General features: G+C 70.5%; 5 protein-coding genes. 1 reads left to right on the top strand and 4 read right to left on the bottom strand.

Annotation, left to right across the window (positions count from 1 at the left end):
- From ACIRDX_RS21600 to ACIRDX_RS21585, 4 genes are all read right to left on the bottom strand, one after another.
- Window positions 1-1207, bottom strand: a 1207-nt coding sequence (locus ACIRDX_RS21600) for a DUF3526 domain-containing protein (protein WP_396627493.1), incomplete at its 3' end; no start/stop codon positions are given.
- A gap of 1 nt (window position 1208) precedes the next feature.
- Entirely contained in the window at window positions 1209-1913 is a 705-nt protein-coding gene (locus ACIRDX_RS21595; protein WP_396627492.1) for an ABC transporter ATP-binding protein, read from the bottom strand.
- Between the two features lie 390 nt (window positions 1914-2303).
- Window positions 2304-2651: a hypothetical protein gene (locus tag ACIRDX_RS21590; protein ID WP_396627491.1), complete on the bottom strand. Its 348-nt coding sequence runs from the start codon at window positions 2649-2651 to the stop codon at window positions 2304-2306.
- Window positions 2652-2702: 51 nt separating this feature from the next.
- Complete coding sequence (locus ACIRDX_RS21585) at window positions 2703-3062, bottom strand: ArsR/SmtB family transcription factor (RefSeq protein WP_396627490.1); 360 nt, start codon at window positions 3060-3062, stop codon at window positions 2703-2705.
- Between the two features lie 80 nt (window positions 3063-3142).
- On the opposite strand from ACIRDX_RS21585, the gene ACIRDX_RS21580 reads away from it, so the two are divergent.
- On the top strand, window positions 3143-3639 hold a 497-nt coding region (locus tag ACIRDX_RS21580; RefSeq protein WP_396627489.1), incomplete at its 3' end, for a cation transporter.

The raw sequence follows: 3639 nt of genomic DNA, 5'->3' as shown, positions 1-3639 counted from the left end.
CGAGATCACCGTTCAGGGTCCGCTGCATCTCGCGGCGGTACTGCTCGGCTGCGCCGATGAAGTCGCGGTGGTGCCGGCCGTCGGTTCCGGCCAGGGCCATCGACAGGGACCGCACGGCCAGTGTCGGGGCCGCCAGTCCCGCCCACTGGTACACGACGTCCTGGCGGGCGTATTGCTCGTGCAGGCGCCCGTAGTGCCGGTCGAAGACCTCGTTGCCGTGCTCCTCGCCCTCCTGCAGCGAGATACCGGAGAAGCTCACGGGCAGCGCGTCGACCGTTGGCACGCCGTAGCGCGCCAGCAGCTCGTCCTTGCGTCGTGCGAGCCGCGCCTCGACCAGGCTCGTGTCCGCCAGATCGCGCTGCAGGGCCTGCCGGAACTCCGGGGCCGACGGCGTGGGATACAGCGCGGAGGCCACGTCGCCGACGACCCGCGGCGCCACGAGACTGTTCACGAACCAGAGCGACAGCAGCGTCACCAGGGCGACGCGCGACGAGGGGGCGATCGCCGAGACGGTCAGGCCCACCGCGATCACGATCACCACGTGGACAACGTAGGTCGCCACGATCCAGGCCGCGCGTGCTGGCGTGCTGGCGAGCACGCCGCCGCTCGACAGCGCGAGCGCCACGGTCGCCATCACCAGCACCGGCAGGAGCACGAGGAGCAGGCCTGCGGCGATACCGAGCAGCTTGCCGAGGGCCATGGCCCGGCGCGGCACGCCCTGGCTCAGCACCTGACGTGTCAGGCCGTCTTCTCGCTCGCCAGAGAAGGCCGAGAACGTCATCAGGACGATGAACAGCGGCACGAGCACCTGCAGGACCTCCGCGCCGGTGAGCTCGCCGAATCGCTGCAGCGCCGTCCGGTCCTGCGCTGGGCGATACGCCGCTTCGTTCTGGCGATGCGCCTCGAGCCACGTCGCCACCCCGACGTAGGGGTCGATGCCGGTGTCCAGCACGGCGAGCTGGCTCTTGGGCTTGAAGGCGTAGACCCCATAGTGCGCGGCCGAGTGGGGGTTCTTCTCCGGTTGGCTCACCCACTGCTGCCGTGTGGCCGCCTGTGCCTGCGCGTGCTGGGTGCTCACGTCGCGGTACTGCTTCCACCCCGCAGCCAGCGCGACCAGGGCCACGAGCACGGTGAGGACCGAGAGGACACGGAACCGGCCGTCTCGCAGCAGGTCGCGTACCTCGCGTCGGGCGATGGTCGTGAGCATGTCAGTCGTGCATGTGTTCGAGGTAGATCCGCTCGAGATCGGTGTGACTGAACTCGGCGGTGCCGTGGACGGCCACCAGGGCCCCCCGCTTCATGATCCCGACGCGCGTGCCACTTTCCTTGGCGCGGAACAGGTCGTGCGTCGCCATGAGCACGGCCACGCCCTCGCCGCTCAGGCGTGTCAGCAGCGCAGAGAACTCGTTGGATGCCTGAGGGTCGAGGCCGGAGGTCGGCTCGTCGAGGAGCAGGGCCTTGGCCCCCTTGGCCAGGGCAATCGCGATGCCGACCTTCTGCCGCATGCCCTTGGAGTACGTCCCGACGCGGCGGTAGGCGGCCTCGGCCCCGAGGCCCACCTCGAGGAACATCCGCAGCAGGTCGGCGCGTGTGTGGTCCGCACGCCCGGCCAGGGCGGCGAAGTACTCGAGATTCTCCAGGCCCGTCAGGTTCCGGTAGAGCATCACGGTCTCCGGGATGTAGGCCAGGACTCGCTTGGTCTCGAGCGGCGCCCGTGTCACGTCGAGCCCGTCGATCGTCGCCGTGCCCGAGGACGGCTCGATGAAGTTCAGGAACAGGTTGATGGTCGTCGTCTTGCCCGCCCCGTTGGCGCCCAGCAGGCAGAAGACTTCGCCCGGCGCGACCCGGAGGGTGAGGGAGTCGAGCGCGACGACGTCGCCGTACCGCTTGGAGAGCCTGTGGGCCTCGAGCATGAGCGTGTTACCCCTGAGAGACCAGCAGGGTGGCTCAGGGTGCCGTCCGGGTTCACGCACCATCGCACGACCAGTCGGGGCCGCGGCGTGAACGGCCGCCGCACGCCAACCAGTGGCCTGCGAGGTGCACGTGGGCAGGCAAGGGCGGGCACCGGGTGCGCGTCATCAGGCCATGCGGCCCGGCACGGTGTTGCTGCTACGGGTGGTGTCTTGGGGCGCGACCGCTCGTGGGGGCGCGCAGGACGTTCATGAGCGGACAGAGACCGCTCGCCGACAAGTCCTTGGGGCTTGCTCTGGCACGTACGAGAGTGACACTGCCGCACATGCGGCCGTCGGTCGGGAGTCGGATGCGGGCCAACGCTGACCCTCCCGGCTGACGTCAATGGCCGGTCAGGCCAGGGCGAGCACGCCGTGGTCGTCGCAGTGCGACCCGTGCGGGTGATGCAGGTGCCCGTCGACGAGGTAGTCGACGTGATCGCCGTGCGGGACGGCCTCGTGTCCGCAGTTCGGGCCGTGCACGTGGTCGGCGGCGTGCGCACCGCAGGCGTGGGCAGGCGTGCAGTCGGCGGGGTTGGCCGTGGACACGGCGAGCACGTGCTCGTCGATGTGGGCCTCGTGCGGGTGATGCAGGTGCCCGTCGTGCAGGTAGTCCGTGTGGCCGTCGTGCAGGACGGCGGTGTGGCCGCAGCCCGGGCCGTGGGCGTGCGGGTGGTCAGCGTGAATCTGATGGTCGCTCATGAGCTCGACTCCTTGGGGTGGGGCGGCTGGCGCCGCGTGGACGGAGGTGTGTCAGACGCCCTCCCCGGCATGTGCCAGGGCGCTACGGACGATGTCGAGCACGTGGTCGTCCGCGAGTGCATAGGTGATGTGACGGCCCTCGCGGCGGCGCACGAGCAGGTGCTCCGCGCGAAGGACACGCAGCCGTTGCGAGATGGTGGAGAGGCTGTCGCCCTCGGCCGTGGCCAGGGCGGTCACGCAGTGCGGTCCGTTGGCGAGACGGGCCAGCAGACGGAGGCGGGCATCGTCGCCGATGGCCCGGAACAGTCGCGCAGCCCGCTCGATGGCGGCGGCATCAGTCGTCAACGTCGGCTCGTTCCCGTGATCCCCGGGGTGACAGTGGGAGTCGAGGTCGGCGACGCGGTCAGACACGGCGCGATGTTCTCATCACTTGCACAATCGTGCAACTGTGCAATTCGCCACAGTCGCGCCTGGAGCCAGGGGTAGTGTCGATGACTGCGCACCGATATCGCGTCCACGGTCTGCACTGTGCCGAGGAGGTCCGGGCGATCCAGCAGGCGCTCACCGGGATGCCGGGGGTCACCGACCTCCAGTTCGACGTGCTCGCCGAACGCCTCGTGCTCCAGGCGACCTCCGAGGCGGCCGCGTCGGGGCGAATCGAGGCGGCCATCGCCGCGCTCGGCATGCGTGCCGAGCCATGGACCGACGCCGTCGGCCCCGGGGCGCAGGGCACGCAGCGGATCTGGCTCGCCGCCGTCAGCGGCGGCGCGCTGCTGCTGGCGCTGGCGTGGCACGTCATCGAGTCCGGCAGCCTCCGGCATGCGCTGCTCGGCGGCGAGCACGAGGGGCCTTCGCATCCCGTGCCGATGGCGCTCTACGCCCTGGCCGCGGCCGCGGGCCTGGCCATCACCCTGCCCAAGGCGTTGCGCGCCATCCGCCACCGCCGCCTCGACATGAACGTGCTGGTGATCGTCGCGATCGCCGGCGC

The sequence above is a fragment of the Luteitalea sp. genome (genome assembly GCF_044337415.1).
Classification (GTDB): domain Bacteria; phylum Acidobacteriota; class Vicinamibacteria; order Vicinamibacterales; family Vicinamibacteraceae; genus Luteitalea.
Note: the sequence above shows the minus strand (reverse complement) of the source record. Positions and strands in the feature narration are given on the sequence as shown.